This is a genomic window from Geojedonia litorea (genome assembly GCF_042654525.1).
GTDB lineage: Bacteria > Bacteroidota > Bacteroidia > Flavobacteriales > Flavobacteriaceae > Geojedonia > Geojedonia litorea.
Genome location: NZ_JBHSGP010000014.1, coordinates 30,339 through 55,328, shown reverse-complemented (window position 1 = coordinate 55,328; position 24,990 = coordinate 30,339). Strand labels below are relative to the sequence as shown.

The window sequence follows — 24,990 nt, the reverse complement described above, 5'->3', positions numbered from 1 at the left end:
AATACTCATTTATAAGTTATTGGACAATACGGTTGGTCAAACTTACCCAACCGCCACCATTGGTGGCTTCAATATTGTTAAGGGTCAAAAATTTTGCAGCTTTTGCGGAGCGTACACCACTCTCGCAGCAAACAATAACAGGTTTGTTAAGTTGTTTTACTTCATTGACCCTGTTCTTTAATTCATCTAAAGGAATATGAACTGAATTTGAAATATGGCCTTTATCCCATTCACGTTGCGTTCTAACATCTAAAATAATAGCACCGCTATTAAAAAACTCTTGTACTTGTCTTTTTTTGGCGCCGAATATAAAATCTAAAAATCCCATAGTTGTTCTTTTTACATAAATTTACAACAAATAACATAATGTGCATCAGTTGAAAGTAGAAACACGTAAAGACGAAATTATAAAAACTGCAGCCAAGCTTTTTAAAGAAAAAGGGTATAGCGCTGTAACCATGCGAGATTTAGCAAGAGCTATGGGAATAAAAGCCGCAAGCTTATATAATCATATAAATTCTAAACAGGAAATCCTTAAAGATATTATCATTTCATTGGCCGAAACCTTTACAGAGGGTATGAAACGTATAAAATCTTCTGATACATCGAGTATTGAAAAATTGGAACAGGTGATTACCTTACATGTTGAAATAAGTTCTAAAAATATATATGGGATGGCATCCTTAAACAATGATTGGATGCATTTAGAGGAAAAATTGGAGTATTATTTGGCCCTTCGATCGGGTTATGAAGACGACTTTCGCAATATTCTGGAGGAAGGTGTTCGTGGTAACGAAATTGAGGATGTGAATATCGAAGTAATGTTGTTTTCTATTTTATCAACCTTGCGCTCACTATATTTATGGATTCCAAACAAAGAAGACGTTAATACCCAAGAACTATCTAAAAACCTAAGCAAAGTTTTATTGCACGGAATTCACACATAGATTAGAATTTATTTTGTAAATTTGTCAAGTAAACTAACAATTGTTAGTTTTGTAGTTTTTAACACATATGGCAGATTTTTATAACATTAAAGTTGCAGATATTTATAAGGAGACCAAGGATACCGTTGTAGTATCTTTTGACATTCCTGACCATTTAAAAGAAAAATTTAAATTCAAGCAAGGGCAACATTTAACAGTTCGAAAGGAAATTAATGGTGAGGATATTCGTCGTAATTATTCCCTTTGTTCAAGCCCGTTAGATCATGAGTGGAAAGTTGCTGTTAAGACTATTCGCGGAGGTGTGTTTTCAAACTATGCCTTTAATACGCTTAAAAAAGGAGATGAGCTTCAGGTTATGCCACCACATGGTGAATTTTATGTAGAATGTGACCCATTGACATCCAAAAATTATATTGCCTTTGCAGCGGGAAGCGGTATAACGCCAATATTGTCAATTATCAAAACACATTTGCTTCAGGAACCTAACAGTACATTCAAATTGTTTTACTTGAATCGCACTGTTAAATCCATTATCTTTAAAGAAGAAATAGAACGTTTAAAGAATGAGTTTTTTGGAAGATTTCAGGTATTTTATTTTTTAACAAAAGAACAACGTGATATCCCGTTTTTAAATGGCCGATTTGACAAAGAAAAGCTGGCAGTATTAACTAAAACATTTATTGATGTTCCTGATACTGCTCATGCATTTATTTGTGGGCCACAGGATATGATTTTCCTTATTCGTGATGAATTGCAATTAGCTGGGCTAGCAAGAGAAAAAATTCATTTTGAGCTGTTTTTTTCAGGAAGTTCAGAAGAAGAGAATCGACATATTGCTGAAGTTCTGGAAGAAAAAGTTGATGGCACACAAGTGACTATCATTGATGCAGGAAAAGAATTCCATTTTATAATGGATGAAGATTTTGATACCATTCTTGATGGAGCGCTTGCGGCTGGTGCCGATTTGCCGTTTGCTTGTAAAGGCGGCGTTTGTAGTACCTGTAAATGTCGCGTGGTAGAGGGTTCAGTAAAAATGAAAGTCAACTATGCATTAGAAGATAAAGAAGTTGCCCAAAACTATGTTTTAAGTTGCCAAGCGGTGCCAACGACCGATAAAGTAATTGTTGATTTCGACGTATAAAATTTAAGTTCAACTCGCTAATGGCCAAAAGCCAATAGCTAAAAGTTAAAAAAATGAGTGAAGAACAAATAAAAAATTTAGAAGAACAATTTGAAGCGCGTATTGCACGTGATGAGAAAATTGAACCTAAAGATTGGATGCCTGAAAAGTATCGTCAAACACATATTCGCCAAATTTCTCAGCATGCGCATTCCGAAATAGTTGGGATGCTTCCTGAAGGGAACTGGATTACAAGAGCACCTTCGTTGAGGCGTAAGGTTGCATTATTGGCAAAAGTACAGGATGAAGCAGGCCATGGTTTGTATTTGTATTCAGCCTGTGAAACTTTAGGGATTTCACGTGACGAATTATATGACCAATTACATTCAGGAAAAGCAAAATACTCTTCCATTTTCAATTATCCAACCGTAACATGGGCTGATATGGGCGCAATTGGATGGTTAGTTGATGGAGCAGCAATTATAAATCAAGTGCCACTTTGCAGCACATCTTTTGGTCCTTATGCCAGAGCGATGGTGCGAGTTTGTAAGGAAGAAAGCTTCCACCAAAGGCAAGGATATGAAATCATGCTAAAATTATGTAATGGAACTCCAGAACAAAAAGAGATGGCTCAAGATGCTCTAAATCGTTGGTGGTGGCCAAGTTTAATGATGTTAGGACCAACTGATGATGCTTCTGTACACACCGAGCAATCTATGAAGTGGAAGTTGAAACGTAAAACAAATGATGAATTGCGTCAGCAGTTTATAGATCAAACTGTACCTCAAGCAGATATTTTAGGTTTAACCATTCCTGATCCAGAATTAAAATGGAACGAAGAACGAGGAAGTTACGATTTTGGAGAAATTGATTGGGATGAGTTTTGGCAAGTCGTAAAAGGACATGGGCCTTGTAACAAAGAACGTATGAAAGCCAGAGTTGGTGCTTGGGAACGTGGTGAATGGGTTCGGGATGCAGCAATGGCTTATGCCGAAAAACAACTAGAGAAAAAAGAAAAACAAGCAGTTTAATTTAGAACTTAGAACCGAATTAGAAAGTGAAGTTTTAGAATATTGAATTTCATTTTCAACTTCGATTTGATATAAAAAATTATGGGAACAAAAAACTGGCCACTTTGGGAAATCTTCGTAAGAAGTAAAAATGGATTAGAACATCGTCATTTTGGAAGTTTACATGCCGCAGACGCTGAAATGGCTTTAGAAAATGCTCGCGATGTGTATACAAGAAGAAATGAAGGTGTGAGCATCTGGGTAGTTGAAAGTAAAAATATTACAGCATCCAACCCAGAACACAATGGTGAAATGTTTGAACCGGCACAAGATAAAGTGTATCGCCATCCAACATTTTATGATTTACCTGACGACGTAAAACATATGTAATGAAAAACGAAAATCTATATCAATATATACTAGGCATTGCAGATAATTCATTAATTCTTGGCCAAAGATTAGGAGAGCTTTGCGGTCATGGACCTAGTTTAGAAACCGATATTGCTTGCACAAATATTTCTTTGGATTTATTAGGGCAGGTTCGAAACTATTATCAATATGCGGTTAAAATTGCAAATGATGGAAGAACCGAAGATAACATTGCCATGCTTCGTAAAGAACGGGAGTATTTAAATGTGTTATTAGTAGAACAGCCAAATACCGACTTTGGCTATACCATTGCGAGGCAATTTTTATTCGATGTTTATCACTTCATGTTTTTGAACGAATTACAGAAAAGTAATGACTTAACATTATCGGCAATTGCAACCAAGTCAATTAAAGAAGTGAGTTATCATCAACGCTTTTCATCTGATTGGATAAAGAGATTAGGGGATGGAACTGAAGAAAGCAAAAAACGGATTCAAACCGCAATTGATGAACTTTGGACTTATACCGATGAATTATTTCATCTAACAGAAGTTGATAAACTAATGATTTCTGATGGCATTGGTGTTGATGTAACCAAACTAAAAGAATCCTATTATAATAAAGTTAATGACATTTTAGAAGAAGCAACACTTCAAGTGCCTGAATCAAAGTATTTTCAAAAGGGAGGTAAAAAAGGTATTCATACAGAACATATGGGATACATTTTGGCAGATTTACAGTACATGCAACGTACCTACCCTAATATGGCATGGTAGCAAAATGGCACTTCTAGCTCATTTGAGAAGTATCATAAATATGACAGCAACAGAACAACATATAGATGAAATTTTGATTCCAATTCTGGAGCAGGTTACAGATCCTGAAATTCCGGTGTTGTCCATTATGGACATGGGTGTAGTTCGTTCTGCAAAAGTTGAAAATGGTGTTGCAAGAGTTGAGATTACACCAACCTATAGTGGTTGTCCGGCTATGGATGTTATTGGTGACGATATAAAGAAAGCATTAAATGAAGCCGGTTATGATTCTGAAATTGAATTGATACTTGCTCCTGCTTGGACCACCGATTGGATAACTCCAAGAGGCAGAAAGGCCTTGGAAGCTTATGGAATAGCTACGCCTTTAGATCCTGAAGCTGATAAAGAGGTGTTGTTACAGGGAAAAAGAATGGTGAAATGCCCTCTATGTGGGTCAACGAATACAAAAATGGTAAGTCAATTTGGTTCTACAGCATGCAAAGCACAATTTCAGTGTGAAGATTGCCAAGAACCCTTTGATTATTTTAAATGTTTGAAGTGACATCTTGTTGTTATCCTGAATTGTCACACTGAGCTCGTCGAAGTGTTGTTTCAAGATCTCATCAAGAATAAGAAGAAGTTTAATTAATTAGATTCCTGCATATTCAGGAACAAAAGATATGAGCAATTCAATTCTATTAAAAATTGAAAATAGCATAGCGTACATTACGCTTAACAGACCTGAAGTATTCAATAGTTTTAATCGCGAAATGGCTTTAAAACTACAAGTAACTTTAGATGCCTGCGAAAACAATGATGAAGTTCGTGCCATAGTTCTAACGGGCAATGGGAAAGCTTTTTGCGCCGGACAAGATTTAAAAGAAGTCACCTCACCGGAACTTAATCCAGGATTCAAAAAAATTCTAGAAGAACATTATAACCCAATTATTACTCGTATTAGAACCATTGAAAAACCCATAATAGGAGCTGTTAACGGTGTAGCCGCGGGTGCTGGTGCTAATATTGCTTTGGCTTGTGATGTGGTTGTAGCACATGAAAAAGTAAGTTTTATTCAAGCGTTTAGTTTAATAGGTTTGATTCCAGATAGCGCAGGAACATTTTTCTTGCCAAGACTTATAGGGTTTCAAAAGGCATCGGCATTAGCCATGTTGGGAGATAAAGTTTCTGCAGAAGAAGCCGAACGCATAGGAATGATTTACAAAGTGATTCCTTTAGAAAATTTTGAAGAGGAAGTACAAAAATTGGCACTAAAAATGGCTAACATGCCAACCAAAGCTCTTGGATTGATAAAGAAAAGTTTAAATCAATCGTTGACCAATACATTAGAGCAGCAACTAGCATTAGAATCTAAATATCAAATTGAAGCAGCAGGAACCGATGATTATGCCGAAGGCGTTTCGGCATTTGTAGAAAAAAGGCAACCAACATTTAAAGGCAAGTAGTGAACAAAGAATTTCTCATACAAGTACACAATCGTGTGAAACCATACATTCACAAAACCCCTGTGTTGTCTTCGCAATTAATCAACGAGATAACAGGATGTAGTGTGTTCTTTAAATGCGAGAATTTTCAAAAAATGGGAGCTTTTAAAATGCGTGGCGCAGCAAATGCCATTTTAAATTTGTCAGAAGTCGATAGAAAAAAAGGTGTCGTTACGCATTCCTCTGGTAATTTCGCTCAGGCTTTGTCTTTGGCTGCAAATAAAATTGGAATTGAAGCCTATATTGTGATGCCTGAAAACGCGCCACAAGTAAAGAAGAATGCAGTAAAAGGTTACAAAGGGCATATTATTGAAAGCGAATCCACGGCAACTGCCCGTGAGCAAATGGCAGAAAAGGTTAAAAAAGAAACAGGCGCAACATTTATACATCCTTCAAATAATGACGATGTGATTCATGGTCAGGGAACGGCAGCTATAGAACTATTGGATGAGCATCCAGAATTAGATTATATATTCACACCAGTTGGTGGTGGTGGTTTGATTGCAGGTACAGCTTTGGCCGCTAAATACTTTTCAAATAACTGTAAGGTAGTTGGTGGCGAACCTAAAAATGCCGATGATGCTTATCGTTCGTTAAAAGCGGGTAAAATTCAATTAAATAACAATGGCGCAACTACAATAGCTGATGGATTGCGTACCTTTTTAGGGGATCGAAATTTTCCAATCATAAAAGAACATGTAAATTCTATAATTAGAGTTGAGGAACATGAAATTATTGAAGCAATGAAGTTGATATGGGAACGTATGAAGATTGTAATTGAACCTTCGAGCGCGGTAGCTTTCGCTGCATTAATTAAAGACAAAGAAGATTATAAAAATAAAAGCGTCGGAATCATTATCTCCGGCGGAAATGTAGATGTAACCAATCTGCCTTTTTAAATAAAAATTATGAATGTAGGAATAATTGGAAGCGGAACCATGGGAAGCGGCATAGCGCAAGTTGCAGCATCGGCAGGTTGTACGGTTAAGCTATACGATACAAATCAAGGGGCTTTATTTAAAGCAAAAGCATCTTTAGAGAAAATATTAGCTCGCTTGGTTGAGAAGGGAAGAATTGATTCTGAAGAAGCGGAAAGAATTCAAACCAATATTAGTTATAGTGATCGTTTGAGAGACTTTGAAGAATCTGATCTAGTAATTGAAGCTATTATAGAGAAACTTGACGTCAAAAAAACGGTTCTTTCAGAATTGGAAAGTTATGTTTCAGAAAGTTGCATCATAGCTTCTAATACTTCATCGTTGTCTATAGCTTCAATAGCCGCCTCATTAAGAAAACCAGAACGTTGTATCGGTATCCATTTTTTCAATCCAGCACCATTAATGCAGTTGGTTGAGGTCATTCCTGCGATTCAAACCTCTAAAAGTGTTTTGGAAAAAGCAGTACAAACAATTACTGAATGGAATAAAACGGTAGCCATAGCCAAAGACACGCCAGGTTTTATTGTTAACCGCGTGGCAAGACCATTCTATGGAGAATCCTTACGAATTTATGAAGAAGGTATTGCTGATTTTGCAACTATAGATCACAGTTTAAAAACGTTGGGTGGATTTAGAATGGGGCCATTTGAGTTAATGGATTTTATCGGAAATGATGTCAATTATACAGTAACAGAAACTGTGTTTGCTGCATTTTATTTCGACCCAAGATACAAACCAGCTTTTACTCAAAAACGTTTTGCTGAAGCAGGCTATTTAGGAAGAAAATCAGGAAAAGGGTATTACGATTATTCTGAAGAAGCTGTAAAACCAGAACCAAAAGAAGATGCTGCATTAGCAAAAACTATTTTTGATAGAGTTTTAGTCATGCTCATTAACGAAGCGGCCGATGCTTTATTTTTAAATATTGCTTCAGCAGAAGATATTGATAATGCCATGACCAAAGGAGTCAATTACCCTAAAGGTTTATTGGCTTGGGCAGACGAAAAAGGGATCAATTGGTGTGTGTCTAAAATGGATGAACTGTATAATGAGTATCATGAAGACAGATATCGTTGCAGTCCTTTATTACGAAAAATGAATAAAGAAAAGAAAACATTCTTTTAATGAAAGGTGAAGCTATACCATATAAAATGTTATCTCAAGACGCTTTCAGTCAATGGATGGGAATTGAGATTTTAGAATGTGAATTAGGCCGTTGTAAAGTAGCGATGACCATTAGAAAAGACATGCTCAACAGCATGAATTATGCGCATGGAGGTATTAGTTATACCTTGGCCGATACGGCTTTCGGTTTTGCAGCAAATACGCATGGAAAATATGCCGTTTCTATTGAAACAAGCATTAATCATATTGAAGCATTAAATGAAGGCGATTATTTAGTTGCCGAATCAGTGATAGAAAAAGTGAATAATAAATTAGGCTTCAATGTGATTGAAGTCAAACGAGGCGAAGAATTAGTAGCACTTTTTAAGGGTGTTGTGTATCGTACTCAAAAAGATTGGGAAAAATAAAAATATTAATTCGAAGTTCAATTTCAACTTCGATTTCAATTTAAAACATGGAAGCATACATCATAGACGGAATAAGAACACCAATAGGAAGTTACCAAGGCACATTATCAGCTGTTCGTACAGACGATTTAGCCGCTTTAGTAATTGAAGAAATCGTAAAACGAAACCCAAACATTCCAAAAGAAGCCTATGACGATGTTATATTAGGTTGCGCCAATCAAGCCGGCGAAGATAACCGTAATGTCGCGAGAATGGCTTCACTTTTGGCAGGGTTGCCGTTTACAGTTCCTGGAGAAACAGTCAATCGTTTATGTAGTTCAGGATTATCAGCTATTATTCACGCAAATAGAGCAATTAAAGCAGGCGATGGCGATGTGTTTATTGCAGGAGGTGTTGAAAATATGACAAGAGGACCATATGTCATCGCGAAACCTTCAACAGGTTTTGGAACTGATGCCAAAATGTATGATTCTAGTTTTGGATGGCGATTTATCAATCCCAAAATGCAAAAACTATATGGAACTGATGGCATGGGGAATACTGCCGAAAATTTGGTTGAAAAGTATAACATCTCACGAGAAGACCAAGATAAATTTGCGTATTGGAGCCAGATGAAAGCGAGTAGAGCCCAAGAAAATGGTCGTTTAGCCAAAGAAATTGTAACAGTTGAAATTCCACAGCGTAAAAAAGACCCCATTAAATTTGAAAAAGATGAGTTCGTAAAACCAAATACATCTCTAGAAGTTCTAGCAAAATTACGAGGTGCCTTTAAAGCAGAAGGAGGAAGTGTAACTGCAGGAAATTCATCTGGATTAAATGATGGAGCTGCCGCAACTATTATTGCGTCTGAAGATGCAGTAAAAAAATATAATTTAAAACCATTAGCTAGAATTGTGAGCTCGGCGGTTGTTGGTGTAGAACCAAGAATTATGGGAATTGGACCAGTTGAAGCCTCAAATAAAGCATTAGCCAAAGCAGGATTAACAATGAAAGATATGGATATTATAGAGCTTAACGAAGCATTTGCTGCACAAGCTTTAGCCTGCACAAGAGCTTGGGGATTGAAAGATGACGATGTGAGATTAAATCCAAATGGAGGATCTATAGCTATTGGTCATCCACTTGGAGTGACTGGTGCAAGAATTGCCCATTCGGCAGCTTTGGAATTGCAAGAACAAAACAAACGCTACGCATTAATTACGATGTGTATTGGTGTGGGACAAGGTTATGCTTGTGTGATAGAAAATGTAAATTTATAACAAATGTCACCTCGAGCAGTCACTTCGAGCGGAGTCGAGAAGCTAGAGGTCTCAATTGAAGAGTATGAAAAAAATACAACATTACGTTCAAGGACAATGGACAGAAGGTAAAGAGGAAGGGGTTCCAGTGTTGGATGCCGTTACCGGTGAAGCTTTTTCAAAAGTCGCCATCGAGGGTTTAGACGTTCCAGAAATTCTCAATTATGGAAGAACCAAAGGCGGGGAAGTACTTCGCAAAATGACCTTTCAAGAACGTGGTAACATGCTTAAAAAGTTAGCATTTTACTTGAACAAACGAAAAGAAGCCTTTTACGAATTAAGCTACCGTACTGGTGCCACACGAGTAGACAGCTGGATAGATATCGAAGGCGGATTCGGAAATTTATTTGCAAACGCTTCGTTGCGAAAATTATTCCCAAATCAACCTTATCATGTAGAAGGTGATGCCATCGATTTATCTCGTGGCGGACGCTTTATGGCACACCATATTATGGTACCTAAAAAAGGAGTTGCTGTACATATAAACGCTTTCAATTTTCCGGTTTGGGGCATGTTAGAAAAATGTGCTGTGAATTGGATGGCAGGTGTTCCTGCAGTGGTGTTACCTGCACCATCATCTTCTTATTTAGCTGAAGCTGTTGCTAGAGAAATTATTGCTTCAGGAATTTTACCGGAAGGTGCACTGCAAATCATCAACGGAACAGTTAAAAATATATTAGATACTGTAGAATCTCAAGATGTTGTTACGTTTACAGGTTCTGCTCAAACAGGACGATTACTTAAAGCACATCCTAGATTAATTCAAGAATCTGTTCCGTTTACGATGGAAGCTGATTCCTTAAATGCCTCTATATTAGGAGAAGATGCTGTTCCTGGAACACCAGAATTCGACTTGTTCATTAAAGAGGTCAGAAAAGAAATGACTGTAAAAGCAGGACAAAAATGTACGGCAATTCGTAGAATCATTGTTCCTGAAAAATTAGTAGAAGATGTTCAAGTGGCTTTAGGAAAAGAGCTTGATAAAATTACTATTGGAGATCCAAGACTAAAAGAGGTTAGAATGGGCTCTTTAGTTAGCCAACAGCAAGTTCAGGCGGTTCGTAATTCTATAAACGATTTAGCAAAAGAAGCACAAATAGTTTATGGAAATTTAGATAAAATTGAAACCATTGGAGCTGATGCAAAAAAAGGCGCTTTCATAAGTCCAATTTTATTAAGAGCAGACCATCCATTTAAAAATACGATCATTCATGAACGCGAAGCTTTTGGTCCCGTTAGTACCATTATGCCATATAAAAATTTAGACGAAGCCATTACTTTAGCACAAATGGGTAAAGGCTCTTTAGTGTCTTCAATAGCAACTTATGATGATAAAATTGCGAAAGATTATGTAGTCAATGCCGCATCACATCATGGACGTATTTTGGTTATCAATCGTGAAATGGCGAAAGAAAGTACAGGTCATGGCTCACCGTTGCCTAGTTTAGTTCACGGAGGCCCTGGACGTGCTGGAGGAGGCGAAGAAATGGGAGGCGTGCGAGGTATAAAACATTATTTACAACGTACAGCAATTCAAGGGTCACCAACTACAATTACCGAAATTACCGGGATTTATCAGCAAAATGCAAAATATAAGGAAGCAGAACAGCATCCATTTAAATACCATTGGGAAGACATTCAACCAGGAATGTCTATGAAAACGCATAAGCGTACTATTACTGATACAGATATTATCAATTTCGCGAATGTCACTTGGGATCATTTCTATGCACATACAGATATTACCTCTTTAGACGGAAGTATTTTTGAAAAGCGAACAGCTCATGGGTATTTCATTATCTCTGCAGCAGCAGGCTTATTTGTGTATCCAAATAAAGGACCAGTTTCAGCTAATTACGGATTAGAAGAATGTCGTTTCTTACGTCCTTTGTATCATAACGATACCATTTATGTACGCCTGACCTGTAAGCAAAAAGTAGATCGCGATGTTGTATCTACTGAGCATCCTAGTGGAATTGTCAAATGGTTTGCAGAAATTTTTGATGCTGATGATGAGTTAGTGGCGCTGGCAACAGTCCTCACTATGGTTCAGAAAAAACAGGAAACTTTTGTGGAAATGACCGATGAGAAAATTAACGAATGTCTGTCAAATTTGAAACCTGAAACTCAAGCTCTTTGGGGTACAATGACACCACAGCATATGGTTGAACATTTGGAATATACGTATAGAATTGCCTCTGGGGAAATTCAGGATTTTGAGATTTCAACCCCAGAAAAGATTCTAGAAAAGGTACATGCAACCTTATACAATTATGATAAAATGCCTCGTGAATACGATTTCCCGTTGGCTGAAAAATCAAAAATCAAAAACACAAAGCACGACAATTTAGAAGTAGCAAAAACCAAAATGCTTGAGGCTAGACAAGACTATTTAAATTTCTTTAAAGAAAATCCTGAAGCTGTTTTAAAAAATACAGTTTTTGGAGATATGAACAGATACGAATGGTATTTGCTAGAAAGAAAGCATTTAAATCATCATTTTGAACAGTTTGGATTAATATAATTATGACACAACCATACGTAAAACAAACCATAGAAAACCAAGTTGGTTATATAGAATTTTTTCACCCTGCACATAATTCTTTACCAGGAGATGTTTTAATAGAACTTGCTCAAACCATTACCAATGCAGGCAATAATGATGCTATTAAAGTTATCGTTTTAAAAAGTGGAGGAGATCGTACATTTTGTGCTGGAGCGAGTTTTAAGGAATTGATAAATATTAATGATGAAGCCACTGGTAAAGTGTTCTTTTCTGGATTTGCAAATGTCATAAATGCGATGCGTAAATGTCCAAAATTTATTATTGGACGTATCCAAGGAAAAACAGTTGGCGGTGGTGTTGGATTAGCTGCATCAACCGATTATTGTATGGCAACAAAATTTGCGTCAGTTAAATTAAGTGAATTGAATATTGGCATTGGACCTTTTGTTGTAGGACCAGCGATTGAACGAAAAATGGGATTAAGTGCCATGTCTCAAATTGCTATTGATGCTGATACTTTTTATCCTGCTGATTGGGCTAAAAACAAAGGGTTATTTACGCAAGTTTTTGAAACCACAGAAGCGTTAGATGAAGCAGTAAAAACGACCGCCGAACATTTATGTGCCTACAATCCGGAAGCTATGAAAGAAATGAAATCTATTTTCTGGAAAGGGACAGAAGATTGGGATTCGCTTTTGGCAGAGCGCGCTGCCATAAGTGGCCGATTGGTGTTGAGTGAATTTACAAAAGAAACATTAAAACGATTTAAATAATGATTTACGAGTTTCAAGGCTATAAACCAGTAGTTCATGAAAGTAGTTTTGTGCATCCTTTGGCAGCAGTCACAGGCAACGTTATCATTGGAAAAAACTGTTACATAGGTCCTGGAGCAGCAATTCGTGGCGATTGGGGACAAATTATTTTAGAAGACGGTGTCAATGTTCAGGAAAACTGCACGGTTCATATGTTTCCAGGTAAATCCATTACTCTAAAAGCAAGTGCACATGTTGGGCACGGTGCCATTATCCATGGTGCTAATTTAGGTAAGAATTGTTTGATAGGAATGAATTCGGTTATCATGGATGATGCCGAAATAGGCGATGAAAGTATTATTGGCGCTATGGCATTTGTTAAAGCTGAAACCAAAATACCTCCACGAAGTTTAGTCGTTGGAAATCCTGCACAAGTGGTGAAAAAAGTGACTGATGACATGATTGAATGGAAAACCAGAGGTACGCAATTGTATCAACAATTACCTAAAGACTGCCATGAGAGTTTAAAGGAAGTAAAACCTCTAAGAGAAGTTCCAGAGCATATGAAATTGCAAGATGGTGTTTATGATACGCTACGTGAATATTTCCTGCGCAGGCAGGAATCTCATAATAAAAAAGAATGAACTTTTGGTATGTGTATATTATGGCAAACAAGCCAAATGGAGTTATTTATATTGGTATAACAAATAATATTGAGGAAAGAGTAAAAGAGCATAAAATGAAACTTCGTCCAATTGCATTTACTGCTAAATATAACTGTGATAAGTTGGTTTATTTTGAAGAGTTTGAGAATGGAGAAAAAGCAATTATTAGGGAACGACAATTCAAAAAATGGAAAAGAGATTGGAAAATAAAATTAATAAAAGATATGAATCCAAGTTGGATGGATATATCCATAAATTGGAATTTAAACTATAATAAGTTTAGAAATGAATGATAAGGAGATTCCTGCTTTCGCAGGAAGTTACGAATTTAAAATGCCCAAAATGGGCGAGAGCATCACTGAAGGAACAATCATCAATTGGCTCGTCAACGAGGGTGATACCTTTGAAGAAGGTGACATTATTCTTGAAGTAGCTACTGATAAAGTGGATAATGAAGTCCCTGCGCCAGCATCAGGAACTTTGGTGAAAACCATGTTTCAAGCAAAAGATGTTGTGCCAGTTGGGGAAGTAATCGCTGTACTTGAGGTTTCAGAAGAAGTGAAATCTAAAAAAGAAACTATGATTCCGAGCGAAGCGAATGAATCTCATAAAGAGAAAACAAAGGTTGCTAAACTAAAACCGACGTCGAGTTCTTCTACTTCATTTTCAGTTTCAAATTCTAACAATTTTTTTTCTCCCTTAATTATAAAAATAGCCAAAGAGCATCACATTAGTTTTGAAGAATTAGCTCGAATTCCGGCAACAGGAAACGAAGGGCGATTACGTAAAAGCGATGTATTCAATTATATTGAAGAAGGCAGACCTTATAAATTCGCCCAGCCAGTAACACAAGACCCTACAGCCTATCGTATTCCACAATTAAAGTTTGACAAAGGCAAAGGCAAGGTGATAGAGATGGACCGGATGCGCCAAATGATAGCAGATCATATGGTGTATTCAAAACATACATCACCACATGTCACCGCTTATGTTGAAGCCGATTTGACCAATATGGTGAACTGGCGAAAGGCCAATAAAAATGATTTTGAAAAGAAATATGGCGAGCGTTTGACCTTTACACCACTTTTTGTTGAAGCCGTATCTAAAGCCATCAAAGATTTTCCAAACATTAATGCTTCAGTTGATGGTAATAAAATCATTGTGAAAGAAGATGTCAATATTGGAATGGCTACTGCATTACCAAGCGGAAATTTAATTGTTCCAGTGGTTAAAAATGCCGATACTAAAGATTTAAAAACACTCGCCGCCAACGTCAATGAATTGGCCAGCAAAGCCCGAGAAAACAAATTGGCGGGAGATGATATTAAAGGAAGTACGTTCACGATTTCAAACGTTGGAACCTTTGGAAGTGTCATGGGTACTCCCATCATAAACCAACCCGAAGTGGCCATTTTAGCTTTAGGGATCATTAAAAAAAGACCAGAAGTTATCGAGACTGAAAAAGGAGACGAAATCGCAATTAGAAGCATGATGTATTTATCATTGTCATTTGACCATCGTGTGGTTGACGGATTTTTGGGAGGTAGCTTTGTACGTCGCGTCGCCGATTATTTTGAACAATTTGATACTAATCGATCCATATAAATTAAATTTTTTGACCTGCAAAATGGTCAACCTTAATAAAAATTATTACTTAAAATTAGATTCCTGTGAAAGCAGAAATAAAGTGAGTTATGAAACATAATATTAAAATCTCAAAAATTGAAAAGTCAAAAGTTGATCAACTAGACTTTAATAATATCCCATTGGGAAGAACATTTACAGACCACATGTTTATATGTGACTACGAAAATGGCGAATGGATAAACCCAAGAATTGAACCATTAAGATTAATTCCCACGCATCCTGCCGCTATGGCTTTACACTATGGTCAGGCTATTTTTGAAGGGATGAAATCAACTTTAGATATTCATGGAAATCCTACACTTTTTACTCCAGAAAAAAATGCTCATCGGTTAAATGTCAGTGCTTCACGTATAGGAATGCCACATTTTCCTGAAGAACTCTTTGTTGAAGGATTAAAACATCTTGTGGCTATAGATCATAAATGGATTCCCCCACAAAAAGGGAGTGCTTTGTATTTAAGACCATTTATGTATGCTGATGAAGCTTTTATTGGTATGCGAGCCGCAACAAATTATAAATTTATAATTATAGCTTCACCATCAGCACCTTTATTTACCAAACGTATTAGGCTAAAAGCCGAAACAAAATATATTAGAGCAGCCAAAGGCGGAACTGGAGAAGCCAAGGTCGCTGGTAATTATGCTGCTGCAATTTACCCAACCGAATTGGCTAAAGGTGCCGGATATGACCAAATATTATGGTTAGACGCCCATGAGTTTAAATACATTCAAGAAGTTGGAACAATGAATATTTTCTTCAAAATTAATGACGAATTTATAACACCAAATCTTGATGGATGTATACTAAATGGGATCAGTCGTATTAGTACAATCGATTTATTAAGACATAAAGGATACAAAGTAACTGAACGACCAATAACAATTGATGAAATCATTGAAGCTTCAGAAAACGGAAGTTTACAAGAAGCCTTTGGAACAGGAACAGCTGTTGGTGTAGCTATGATTGAAGCCATTGATTATAATGGTTATACAATTCAATTTAAAGATGATAGTCCAAGTGGGCAAATGGTACTTGATACCGTAAATGGAGTAAGAACAGGAGTTATGAAAGACGAATTGGGATGGATGGTTACCATTAATAAAGAATTAGTTTAATGAATAAAAACCTATTAAAAAAAGCATTTTCGCATCTCTGCACGGCAAAAGCCATGACAGAGTTATATGAAGCTAATTTTAAATTGGTATCAAAATATGTTCACGCTACTTCAAGAGGACATGAGGCCATTCAAATAGCTTTAGGCATGCAATTACTGCCTCAAGACTATGCGTTTCCTTATTATCGCGATGATGCCATGTTATTATCTTTCGGCTTAAAACCTTACGATTTAATGTTACAGTTATTGGCGAAAAAAAACGATCCCTTTTCTGGTGGACGAACGTATTATTCGCATCCAAGTTTAAGGGATGATGATAAGCCAAAAATTCCACATCAATCATCGGCAACTGGTATGCAAGCCATTCCGGCTACTGGGGTTGCAATGGGTATGCAATACAAGGAATTACAAGGTTTAGAAGATGAAGCAGCAAATATGTCACCTCGAGCGGAGTCGAGAGGTCTCAAACCAATCGCGGTATGTTCATTAGGTGATGCTTCGGTCACTGAAGGCGAAATTGCAGAAGCTTTTCAAATGGCGGCTTTAAAGCAATTACCAATTTTGTATTTAGTGCAAGATAATGGATGGGATATTTCGGCTAATGAAGCAGAAACCAGAGCACAAAATGCCTTTGAATATGCCAAAGGATTTCATGGTTTGGAAGCGATTTCAATAGATGGTGCCAACTTTATTGAAAGTTATGAAGCGGTTGAAAAAGTTATCAAAACCATTAGAAAGGAGCGCAGACCATTTTTAATTCATGCCAAAGTTCCGTTATTAAATCATCATACTTCTGGGGTTCGAATGGAATGGTATCGTGATGATTTGGAGGAAGCGAAATCACGTGACCCTTATCCAGTTTTAAAGCAACAATTATTAGATAATGGTTATACTTTAAATGAAGTAGAAGCTGTTGAACAATTAGCTGTATCAAAAGTTCAGTCAGATTTTGAAAACGCTTTAAAAGCTGAAGATCCAAAACCCGAAGATTTATTTACCCATGATTTTGCACCAACACCAATTACTGAAGAAGTAGGAGAACGTGCTCCAAAAGGGGCAGAAAAAGTAGTCATGGTGGATTGTGCTCTATTCGCTGTTGAAGAATTAATGAAAAAGCACAAAGAATGTTTGCTCTATGGACAAGATGTAGGAGGAAGGCTTGGAGGTGTTTTTAGAGAAGCCGCCACTCTAGCACAAAAGTTTGGAGACGACAGGGTATTCAATACGCCAATACAAGAAGCGTTTATTGTTGGTTCTACAGTTGGGATGAGTGCTGTTGGATTAAAACCCATAGTTGAGGTTCAGTTTGCCGATTATATTTGGCCAGGCTTAAATCAATTATTTACTGAAGTTAGTAGAAGTTGTTATTTGTCGAACGGAAAATGGCCAGTAAGTATGATTCTTCGAGTTCCAATTGGTGCTTATGGAAGTGGTGGGCCATATCATTCGTCGTCCGTAGAAAGTGTAATTACTAATATTCGCGGAATCAAAATTGCATACCCCAGTAATGGAGCCGATTTAAAAGGTTTAATGAAAGCGGCGTATTATGATCCAAACCCTGTAGTTATTTTGGAGCACAAAGGATTGTATTGGAGTAAAGTTCCCGGAACAAAAGGAGCAACATCAGTAGAACCTGCTGAAGATTATATGTTACCATTTGGCAAAGCTTGGGTGTTACAAGAAATTTGGAAACAAGAGGACGTAGAAACCTTAACCGTTGTTACATATGGTATGGGAGTACATTGGGCTTATAATGCAACAGCTAATATGAGAGACCAAGTAGAAATTATTGATTTACGAACCTTATTTCCTTTAGATGAAAATACGATTATGACATCGGTTAAAAAAACAGGTAAATGTTTGGTAGTAACCGAAGAACCTTCTAATAACAGTTTTGCTCGCGCATTGGCCGGGAAAATTCAAGAAGAATGTTTCCAATATTTAGATGCTCCTGTAATGACCATAGGAAGTGAAAACATGCCGGCGATTCCTTTAAATTCAACATTAGAACAAACCATGATTCCTTCAACAGAAAAAGTGAAAGAAAAAATCGATTCACTATTGAAGTATTAATCTATATGCCTTTATAAAAAAAAGCAGGTCACATTAATAAAGTGGTCCTGCTTTCATTTTTTGCGGTATTAAAATTTATTCATTCAAGGTGTAGGACACCGAAATTTTTGTGTTGAGTAATTTTGAAATAGGACAATTCTCTTCAGCATTTTTTACCAGCTTACCAAATTCTTCATCACTTATGCCATCTACAGTAGCTTTTAAAGTTAAATGTGAACTTGTAATTGCTCCATCTTCCAAAGTGATCTGACAATCAGTAATTAAATCTTTTGGCGTGTAATTTGCTTCTTGAAGGTTGAAGGCTAATTTCATCGTAAAACAACCTGAATGTGCTGCAGCAACAAGTTCTTCAGGGTTTGTGCCTATGCCTTGTTCAAATCGAGATGAAAATGAATATTGTGTTTTGCTTAAAACTGTACTTTGAGTGGTTAAATGTCCTTTGCCTTCTTTACCTGTACCTTGCCAATGTGCTTGTGCTTTTCTTTTCATGGGAATATTTTAATAATTAGTGTTTTACAGTTGATATGGAAAATTTAACATAGAATTACTCCATAATCAAAGATAAGATTTGTCTTTGAAAAAAGATACAAATAAAAGATTTAATGCAAAACTCTAATTACAACGAATATTCAGAAAGCGGTTTTGTAAATTTCTCAGGATCTGCAGCTAAATGGTAGCGTGGGTCGTCTACTGCTTCTACAATTACTTCCTTAAATTTTGGACTGGCTTTGTACATTAATCGTTTACAATCTGTACTTAAATGCTTGAGTTTAATTTGTTTTCCTTCAGCTTCATATTTATTGACCAGATTAAAAATGGCTTCTAAAGCCGAGTGATCACTCACACGAGATTCTACAAAATCTATTTCAACATGCTGCGGATCATTCTTTACATCAAATTTAGAATTGAAATTTTGTATCGATCCAAAAAACAAAGGTCCCCAAATTTCATAAGTTTTGGTTCCATCAGGTTGAATGCGTTTCCGTGCTCTAATCATTGTTGCATTTTTCCAGGCAAAAACCAAGGCTGAAATAATAACACCTGCAATAACTGCAACTGCTAAATCTTTCCAAACTGTAATAGCTGAAACCGCTATTAATACAACGGCATCTGACAAAGGTATTTTTCTAATAATTCTAAAACTACTCCATGCGAATGTTCCAATAACAACCATGAACATCACGCCAACTAGGGCGGCAATAGGTATTTGTTCAATTAATGGGGCCCCAAATAAGACGAAGCATAGTAATGCAATTGCTGCCACAGCCCCTGAAAGACGACCTCGTCCACCAGAATCAACATTAATAATAGACTGGCCTATCATTGCACAACCTCCCATGCCACCAAAAAGACCATTTAAAATATTTGCGCCGCCTTGTGCAACACACTCACGATTACCACTGCCACGGGTTTCAGTAATTTCATCTACTAGGTTTAGGGTCATTAAGGATTCAATTAAGCCTACTGCAGCTAAAATGAATGCAGTTGATAAAATGAGATCCCAATGGCCTTGCAACGTATAAAACAAATTGAATATTTGTTCTTGAAAGGTAGGTAGTCCACCTTGTAAACCTTCACCACCACCTTCTTTAATAAATGAACCTACGGTACTCACTTCAATACCACCAAAAATAGTGATACACGCTACAACAATAATAGCGATTAATGCAGCAGGAATTTTTTTGGTCAATCTAGGTAATCCAAACATAATACCCATGGTTAATGCCACAAATCCTAGCATGGTCCAAAGGGCTTGTCCTGTCATGAATTGGGTTTCGCCATTTACAGTTTCTTTAAATAAACCTAATTGTGATAAAAAGATGACAATGGCCAAACCATTTACAAAGCCCATCATTACAGGATGGGGAATAAGACGTACGAACTTTCCAAGCTTTAATACCCCAGCCATAATTTGTATAGCGCCTACAAATAGTAAAGTTATAAATAACCATTGAAGTCCGAGATTATCAATAGGTGTTTCTAATCCCATACCTACTTCATTGCCTTTTTGGATCAAATGTACCATTACCACGGCCATTGCGCCAGTAGCTCCCGAAATCATACCTGGGCGACCTCCGAAAAGAGCCGTTACGATACCCATCATAAATGCGCCATACAACCCAACAAGTGGATCTACACCGGCAACAAAGGCAAATGCCACAGCTTCAGGTACTAACGCTAATGCCACAGTAAGTCCTGAAAGGATATCATTTTTTGGGTTCTGTGTAAAATTCGTGATCGTTTTTTGTCCGAGTATCATAATTATCTATGCTTGAAAGTTGGCAAAGATAGGTTTTTAGATACGATGCTGAAAAGCAGATGGTCAAATTGTATAAAAAAAAGGCTTCATTACTAGATTGAAGCCTTTTTAATATGTTATTTAAGTAATTAGTTATTCATTCCAGGAGGATATTTTTCCATAATTTTAGAAACAAATTCTCTTATACGTTCCTCTTTTTTATCCATGCGTTGAGCCAAATAGCCAGTGCCCATTCCTTGCCAAACGAGTTCTTTCTTCTTGGCATCTATTAAATCAATGTAAAGCGTTCCTTCTGTTCGAGTGGAAACCGATGGTTGATTCCAGCCCCAGCCCCAACCTGGGCCAAAGCCTCCCCAGCCCCAGCCACCAAAGCCCCAGGCATTGTTATATACATCAACGCGCTGTTGTGATTTAGTGAATATGCTAACTAACATATCTGGGTTTTCAGATTTCGTGTAGCCTTGAGCTAATAATTCAGATTCAATAGCGCGTAAAATGCGACGTTTGTCTAAATCACTAATCTCGGCTTTATCAATACCTGTTTTGAAAAAGGCAAAGGTTTTAAGACTATTAAAGTCGGCATTTTTGTCATAATCGGCAGCTACTCTTACAGAGCTGCAGGAAGTAATTACCAAGACAATTAATGTTAAAGGTAATAGTTTGAATAAATTTTTCATTTTCATGTTTGAATTTTTGGTTAAAACGAGTTTAGTACATTTCTAACTAAATGTTGTGGGTAGATTTTGAATAAGACTGGTTTCATAGCAATTTGGCCAATCTCAACATGCTTTACCTTTCATATTTGTTTTCTAAATATAACAAATTAGTCGGAAATTAAGATGTTTTTAGATTTAATTAACCTCAATAATCATACCAATCCTACCAATATTAATAATGTGTTGAAATGGAGTTTTGGTGTGTAAAGGTTTAATTATTTTCTATATAACTTGCTCTTGTCGAATCCATAAGGACAATGTCTACAACCACTTTCACAACAGTAACCACGCTTGAGATGGTATTGTTCAGTAAAACAGCGATAACCTTCAGGAGTTATGTAATAATCACCTTCTTCTATTGGGACAATGTTCTTCATATATGACAAAGATAACGTAAATTCGCATGTTAGTTGTATGCCGCACTCATGATCTATAGTTCAAAATATTTGGTTCCTAAAGGCTATTCTGCTATAACAATTTTCCCATTTGTGTTTGTAAAGCATAAATTGTTAATGTCTGATAAGAATTTAATCAACCATGAGAGAATTCATTTAAAACAGCAATTGGAATTATTAATTCTGCCCTTTTTTATTTGGTATAGTTTGGAGTTTTTATTGCGATTGGCACTTTATAAAAATTGGAACTTGGCTTATAAAAATATAGCCTTTGAACGTGAGGCTTATCAAAATGAATCTAATCAAGAGTACTTAAATTCAAGAACTTTTTGGGGATTTATAAAATATCTATAAAAAATTATGGAATTTAAACCTGAACTATCAGTTAATCAGTCTGTTGTGATCAATTCTAAACATAGGGTAGAACTTGTTGTTAAGCGTGAAGATTTAATTCATCCAATTGTTTCTGGGAATAAATACCATAAACTCAAGTTCAATTTAGAAGAAGCTATAAAAAGGAATTTTAATACAATTCTCACATTTGGTGGTGCCTATTCTAATCACATAGCAGCCGTGGCCAAGGCAGGTAGAATTTACGGCTTAAAAACTATTGGGATTATTCGAGGTGAAGAATTAAGAGATCATGTTGCAACTAATCCAACTTTGCAATTTGCACATCAATCTGGTATGCAGTTTGAATTCGTTAGTCGCGAGATGTATCGGAAGAAAAATACGGAGGAATTTATAACTACTATAAATTCAAAATTTGGAGAAGTTTATATCCTTCCTGAAGGAGGAACCAATACATTGGCAGTAGAAGGTTGTGAAGGAATTTTAACTGATGAAGATAAGGATTTTGATTATGTCTGTTGCCCAGTTGGAACAGGAGGAACTATTTCGGGAGTGATAAATTGTTCAAAACCTAGTCAACAAGTTTTGGGTTTTCCAGCTTTAAAAGGCTCTTTTTTAAAAGAAGATATTAGTAAATTTGCCAACAAAGAAAACTGGAAACTTATTTTAGATTACCATTTTGGAGGTTATGCTAAAATAAATACCAGTTTAATCAGTTTTATTAATCAGTTTAAAAAAGAACAGAACATTCCTTTAGACCCTGTTTATACTGGCAAAATGATGTACGGAATTTTTGATTTAATCGAAAAAGGTTATTTTTCACAAAATGCAAAAATTTTAGCGATTCATACAGGGGGTTTACAAGGTATTGATGGAATGAACTTAAAATTAAAAGCAAAAGGTTGGCCATTACTGGATTAAAAATATGAAGCGAATAATTGTTAAAATAGTACTTTGTTTGATTGTTGTAAGTTGTGGTTCGAAAAAGAAAATCGTTACCAAGAAAAAGGATGATCCTAGAAAAACTGAACAGGTGGTAATATCGAATAAAGATGTTGAACATGTAGATGAAAATAAGTCTGTTGAGGAAAAACCTACTACAACTTATGCCAATGCCACTGAAGGCTATATTGCTAATTTTAGTGCCATTGCCATGGAAGAAATGCGCAGATACAAAATTCCGGCAAGTATTACTTTAGCTCAAGGCATATTAGAGTCTGGTTCGGGTAGAGGTCGTTTAGCTGTTGAGGCCAATAATCATTTTGGTATAAAATGTCATGATTGGACAGGCGATAAAATTTATCATGACGATGATGCTTCGCAAGAATGTTTCAGAAAATATAAACATGCCGAGGAATCATTTGAAGACCATTCAAAATTCTTAACCGGGCGCAGTCGATATGCAGGTCTATTTGCTTTAGATGATGACGATTATCGTGCTTGGGCAAAGGGGTTAAGAGCGGCAGGTTATGCTACAGATCGAAAATATCCCGAAAAACTAATCAGTTTAATTGAACGTTTTCAACTTTATAAATTTGATGAATTGGTACTACAGCGACCAGCTAGAGTTTATCCAAATGAACCCTCAATAACTACACATACGGTTGAAAAAGGAGATACTTTATATTCACTTTCTAAACGCTACGGCGTCAACGTCGTAGATATTCAAAAATTAAATAATATGACCAGCAATGATCTTAAAATTGGTCAAATATTACTCATAAAAAATAACTAAATATGTTATATCAGCGAAGCAGCGCATTATTTTTAGAAGCCGAGCGTGTGATTCCGGGCGGGGTGAATTCGCCAGTTAGAGCCTTTAAAGGGGTTGGAGGCACACCAATTTTTGCTAAATCTGCTAAAGGTGCTTATGTCTATGATGAAGATGATAATCGATTTATAGATTACATTAATTCTTGGGGACCAATGATTTTAGGTCATGCCTATAAGCCTGTGGTAGATGCTGTCATTGAACGGGCAAGGCTAGGAACTTCATTTGGAATGCCAACGGAGATTGAAACTAAAATTGCAGAACTAGCCATTTCAATGGTGCCTCATATTGATAAAATTCGTTTTGTAAATTCTGGAACAGAAGCTTGTATGAGTGCGGTTAGATTGGCTCGAGGGTATACGCGAAAAGACAAAATTATCAAATTTGCAGGCTGTTACCATGGACATAGCGATGCTTTTTTGATTCAGGCAGGTAGTGGAGCGGTTACGTTTGGAACTCCAAATAGTCCGGGGGTAACTCAAGGTACAGCAAAAGACACCTTATTAGCTATTTATAATAATATTGAAAGTGTTAAAGCACTAATTGAAGCTAACCCAAATGAAATTGCCTGTATAATTCTTGAGCCAGTGGCTGGAAACATGGGCTGCATTCCACCTAGGCAAAACTTTTTACAAAACTTAAGAAGTTTGTGCGATGAACATGATATACTTCTCATTTTCGATGAAGTTATGACAGGGTTTAGATTGGCAAAAGGTGGAGCGCAGGAGCTTTTTAATGTGAAAGCTGATATAGTTTGTTTTGGTAAGGTTATAGGTGGTGGACTTCCCGTAGGTGCCTTTGCGGCTAGGAATGAAATTATGAATCACTTGTCGCCTTTGGGACCAGTTTACCAAGCAGGTACATTAAGTGGAAATCCTCTGGCAATGGCAGCAGGTCTTGCCATGCTCAATGAATTGAATACTGATACAAATATTTTTGATCGACTTGCAGAAAAAACAAAGTATTTACACGAAGGTTGTTCTAAAGTGTTGAAAAATAGAAATGTAACACATACTATAAATCGAGTTGGGTCAATGATCTCTATTCATTTTGCTGAAGATGAAGTTGTAGATTTTACGAGTTCGGCCCATGGAAATAATGATAGGTTTAAAACTTTTTTTCACGGGATGCTTAACGAAGGTGTATATATAGCTCCAAGTGCTTTTGAAACTTGGTTTTTATGTGATGCCTTAACATACAATGATTTGGATGAAACCATAAAAGCTGTAGATAAAGTCGCCTCTAGTTTATAAAAAAAGAAAAGCATTG

27 protein-coding genes are annotated in these 24,990 nt (G+C 36.5%); 22 read left to right on the top strand and 5 right to left on the bottom strand.

Annotated features, from left to right (window positions below):
• Window positions 1-16 precede the first annotated feature (16 nt).
• Window positions 17-328 carry a rhodanese-like domain-containing protein gene (locus tag ACFO5O_RS08350; RefSeq protein ID WP_387962746.1) on the bottom strand — a complete coding sequence of 104 codons (312 nt, stop codon included), beginning with the start codon at window positions 326-328 and terminating at the stop codon, window positions 17-19.
• 49 nt (window positions 329-377) lie between these two features.
• Between ACFO5O_RS08350 and ACFO5O_RS08345 the strand changes: the two genes are divergently transcribed.
• From ACFO5O_RS08345 to ACFO5O_RS08260, 18 genes are all read left to right on the top strand, one after another.
• Window positions 378-947, top strand: a complete 570-nt coding sequence (locus tag ACFO5O_RS08345; protein WP_387962745.1) for a TetR/AcrR family transcriptional regulator — start codon at window positions 378-380, stop codon at window positions 945-947.
• A 67-nt stretch (window positions 948-1,014) separates the two neighbouring features.
• Window positions 1,015-2,088 (top strand): 2Fe-2S iron-sulfur cluster-binding protein, encoded by a 1,074-nt coding sequence (locus ACFO5O_RS08340; protein ID WP_387962744.1) that lies wholly within the window; start codon window positions 1,015-1,017, stop codon window positions 2,086-2,088.
• A gap of 53 nt (window positions 2,089-2,141) precedes the next feature.
• Window positions 2,142-3,098 (top strand): 1,2-phenylacetyl-CoA epoxidase subunit PaaA, encoded by a 957-nt coding sequence (paaA, locus tag ACFO5O_RS08335; RefSeq protein WP_387962742.1) that lies wholly within the window; start codon window positions 2,142-2,144, stop codon window positions 3,096-3,098.
• Between the two features lie 81 nt (window positions 3,099-3,179).
• Window positions 3,180-3,467, top strand: coding sequence for a 1,2-phenylacetyl-CoA epoxidase subunit PaaB (gene paaB / locus ACFO5O_RS08330; protein WP_119029776.1), 288 nt, complete (start codon window positions 3,180-3,182; stop codon window positions 3,465-3,467).
• Complete coding sequence (gene paaC, locus ACFO5O_RS08325) at window positions 3,467-4,222, top strand: 1,2-phenylacetyl-CoA epoxidase subunit PaaC (protein WP_387962740.1); 756 nt, start codon at window positions 3,467-3,469, stop codon at window positions 4,220-4,222. The genes paaB and paaC overlap by 1 nt, the downstream gene beginning before the upstream one ends.
• Before the next feature lie 40 nt (window positions 4,223-4,262).
• Window positions 4,263-4,763 carry a 1,2-phenylacetyl-CoA epoxidase subunit PaaD gene (gene paaD, locus ACFO5O_RS08320; protein ID WP_387962739.1) on the top strand — a complete coding sequence of 167 codons (501 nt, stop codon included), beginning with the start codon at window positions 4,263-4,265 and terminating at the stop codon, window positions 4,761-4,763.
• 118 nt (window positions 4,764-4,881) lie between these two features.
• Entirely contained in the window at window positions 4,882-5,664 is a 783-nt protein-coding gene (locus ACFO5O_RS08315) for an enoyl-CoA hydratase-related protein (protein ID WP_387962737.1), read from the top strand.
• Entirely contained in the window at window positions 5,664-6,602 is a 939-nt protein-coding gene (locus ACFO5O_RS08310; protein ID WP_387962735.1) for a threonine ammonia-lyase, read from the top strand. The genes ACFO5O_RS08315 and ACFO5O_RS08310 overlap by 1 nt, the downstream gene beginning before the upstream one ends.
• A 9-nt stretch (window positions 6,603-6,611) precedes the next feature.
• Window positions 6,612-7,766 (top strand): 3-hydroxyacyl-CoA dehydrogenase NAD-binding domain-containing protein, encoded by a 1,155-nt coding sequence (locus ACFO5O_RS08305; protein ID WP_387962733.1) that lies wholly within the window; start codon window positions 6,612-6,614, stop codon window positions 7,764-7,766.
• Window positions 7,766-8,173 carry a PaaI family thioesterase gene (locus ACFO5O_RS08300; protein ID WP_387962732.1) on the top strand — a complete coding sequence of 136 codons (408 nt, stop codon included), beginning with the start codon at window positions 7,766-7,768 and terminating at the stop codon, window positions 8,171-8,173. The genes ACFO5O_RS08305 and ACFO5O_RS08300 overlap by 1 nt, the downstream gene beginning before the upstream one ends.
• Window positions 8,174-8,220: 47 nt before the next feature.
• The gene (gene pcaF / locus ACFO5O_RS08295; RefSeq protein WP_387962730.1) at window positions 8,221-9,432 is read left to right on the top strand and encodes a 3-oxoadipyl-CoA thiolase; all 1,212 of its coding nucleotides are present in this window, start codon (window positions 8,221-8,223) and stop codon (window positions 9,430-9,432) included.
• Window positions 9,433-9,496: 64 nt separating this feature from the next.
• A complete protein-coding gene (paaZ, locus tag ACFO5O_RS08290) occupies window positions 9,497-11,995 on the top strand; it encodes a phenylacetic acid degradation bifunctional protein PaaZ (RefSeq protein WP_387962728.1) in 2,499 nt (832 codons plus the stop codon).
• Between the two features lie 2 nt (window positions 11,996-11,997).
• Window positions 11,998-12,750 (top strand): enoyl-CoA hydratase/isomerase family protein, encoded by a 753-nt coding sequence (locus ACFO5O_RS08285; RefSeq protein WP_387962726.1) that lies wholly within the window; start codon window positions 11,998-12,000, stop codon window positions 12,748-12,750.
• Window positions 12,750-13,373, top strand: a complete 624-nt coding sequence (locus ACFO5O_RS08280; RefSeq protein ID WP_387962724.1) for an acyltransferase — start codon at window positions 12,750-12,752, stop codon at window positions 13,371-13,373. The genes ACFO5O_RS08285 and ACFO5O_RS08280 overlap by 1 nt, the downstream gene beginning before the upstream one ends.
• Window positions 13,370-13,687: a GIY-YIG nuclease family protein gene (locus tag ACFO5O_RS08275; protein WP_387962722.1), complete on the top strand. Its 318-nt coding sequence runs from the start codon at window positions 13,370-13,372 to the stop codon at window positions 13,685-13,687. Before ACFO5O_RS08280 ends, ACFO5O_RS08275 begins: the two co-directional genes overlap by 4 nt.
• The gene (locus tag ACFO5O_RS08270; protein ID WP_387962720.1) at window positions 13,680-14,999 is read left to right on the top strand and encodes a dihydrolipoamide acetyltransferase family protein; all 1,320 of its coding nucleotides are present in this window, start codon (window positions 13,680-13,682) and stop codon (window positions 14,997-14,999) included. The genes ACFO5O_RS08275 and ACFO5O_RS08270 overlap by 8 nt, the downstream gene beginning before the upstream one ends.
• A gap of 89 nt (window positions 15,000-15,088) precedes the next feature.
• Complete coding sequence (locus ACFO5O_RS08265) at window positions 15,089-16,156, top strand: branched-chain amino acid aminotransferase (protein ID WP_387962718.1); 1,068 nt, start codon at window positions 15,089-15,091, stop codon at window positions 16,154-16,156.
• Window positions 16,156-18,228 (top strand): alpha-ketoacid dehydrogenase subunit alpha/beta, encoded by a 2,073-nt coding sequence (locus ACFO5O_RS08260; protein ID WP_387962716.1) that lies wholly within the window; start codon window positions 16,156-16,158, stop codon window positions 18,226-18,228. The genes ACFO5O_RS08265 and ACFO5O_RS08260 overlap by 1 nt, the downstream gene beginning before the upstream one ends.
• A 75-nt stretch (window positions 18,229-18,303) precedes the next feature.
• On the opposite strand, the gene ACFO5O_RS08255 is transcribed toward ACFO5O_RS08260, so the two are convergent.
• From ACFO5O_RS08255 to ACFO5O_RS08240, 4 genes are all read right to left on the bottom strand, one after another.
• Complete coding sequence (locus tag ACFO5O_RS08255; RefSeq protein WP_387962714.1) at window positions 18,304-18,717, bottom strand: OsmC family protein; 414 nt, start codon at window positions 18,715-18,717, stop codon at window positions 18,304-18,306.
• Between the two features lie 127 nt (window positions 18,718-18,844).
• Complete coding sequence (locus ACFO5O_RS08250) at window positions 18,845-20,488, bottom strand: SulP family inorganic anion transporter (RefSeq protein ID WP_387962712.1); 1,644 nt, start codon at window positions 20,486-20,488, stop codon at window positions 18,845-18,847.
• Window positions 20,489-20,616: 128 nt separating this feature from the next.
• Window positions 20,617-21,165: a DUF4136 domain-containing protein gene (locus ACFO5O_RS08245; RefSeq protein ID WP_387962710.1), complete on the bottom strand. Its 549-nt coding sequence runs from the start codon at window positions 21,163-21,165 to the stop codon at window positions 20,617-20,619.
• A gap of 254 nt (window positions 21,166-21,419) precedes the next feature.
• Window positions 21,420-21,581, bottom strand: a complete 162-nt coding sequence (locus ACFO5O_RS08240; RefSeq protein WP_387962707.1) for a DUF5522 domain-containing protein — start codon at window positions 21,579-21,581, stop codon at window positions 21,420-21,422.
• A gap of 48 nt (window positions 21,582-21,629) precedes the next feature.
• Here ACFO5O_RS08240 and ACFO5O_RS08235 point away from each other — a divergent pair, with 48 nt between their 5' ends.
• From ACFO5O_RS08235 to hemL, 4 genes are read left to right on the top strand one after another with little or no spacing between them, the layout of a single operon-like run.
• Window positions 21,630-21,953: a hypothetical protein gene (locus ACFO5O_RS08235; protein WP_387962705.1), complete on the top strand. Its 324-nt coding sequence runs from the start codon at window positions 21,630-21,632 to the stop codon at window positions 21,951-21,953.
• A 6-nt stretch (window positions 21,954-21,959) separates the two neighbouring features.
• Window positions 21,960-22,871, top strand: coding sequence for a 1-aminocyclopropane-1-carboxylate deaminase/D-cysteine desulfhydrase (locus tag ACFO5O_RS08230; protein WP_387962704.1), 912 nt, complete (start codon window positions 21,960-21,962; stop codon window positions 22,869-22,871).
• A 4-nt stretch (window positions 22,872-22,875) separates the two neighbouring features.
• On the top strand, window positions 22,876-23,685 hold the full coding sequence (locus ACFO5O_RS08225) for a glucosaminidase domain-containing protein (protein ID WP_387962703.1): 810 nt from the start codon (window positions 22,876-22,878) through the stop codon (window positions 23,683-23,685).
• 2 nt (window positions 23,686-23,687) lie between these two features.
• Window positions 23,688-24,974: a glutamate-1-semialdehyde 2,1-aminomutase gene (hemL, locus tag ACFO5O_RS08220; RefSeq protein WP_387962701.1), complete on the top strand. Its 1,287-nt coding sequence runs from the start codon at window positions 23,688-23,690 to the stop codon at window positions 24,972-24,974.
• Window positions 24,975-24,990: the final 16 nt, after the last annotated feature.